We start from the raw sequence: 327 nt of genomic DNA, 5'->3' as shown, positions 1-327 counted from the left end.
TTGCTGAATTTACTGTTGCGGTATAAGTCACCCCATTCACAACAACAGTTACGACAGTAGTCGCTGCATCTGCTGGTACACCTGTTAATGTGCCTGTTAAGGTTACGTTCCCCGCCGATTCTGCCGCGTTAATAACATTATCCGCAGTCACTGGATCAACGTTCAGTGTTGTACCTGAAACATCTGGAGCTGTGGTATCAACTGTATAAACTTGAGTGTCCGTTACATTGCTGCTGTTACCTGCTGCATCTGTAAACGTAACTTTTGCATCGATGGTCTTATCGCCATCTGCCAATAAACCACTGCCTGGTACACTCACACTCCACG

1 protein-coding gene is annotated in these 327 nt (G+C 46.2%); it reads right to left on the bottom strand.

All coding sequences use genetic code 11. The annotated features are described in order from the left end of the window. On the bottom strand, positions 1 to 327 hold a 327-nt coding region (locus V6E90_RS21620), incomplete at both ends, for an Ig-like domain-containing protein (RefSeq protein WP_332606421.1).

Source organism: Acinetobacter sp. ESBL14, assembly GCF_036668815.1.
GTDB lineage: Bacteria > Pseudomonadota > Gammaproteobacteria > Pseudomonadales > Moraxellaceae > Acinetobacter > Acinetobacter gyllenbergii.
Note: the sequence above shows the minus strand (reverse complement) of the source record. Positions and strands in the feature narration are given on the sequence as shown.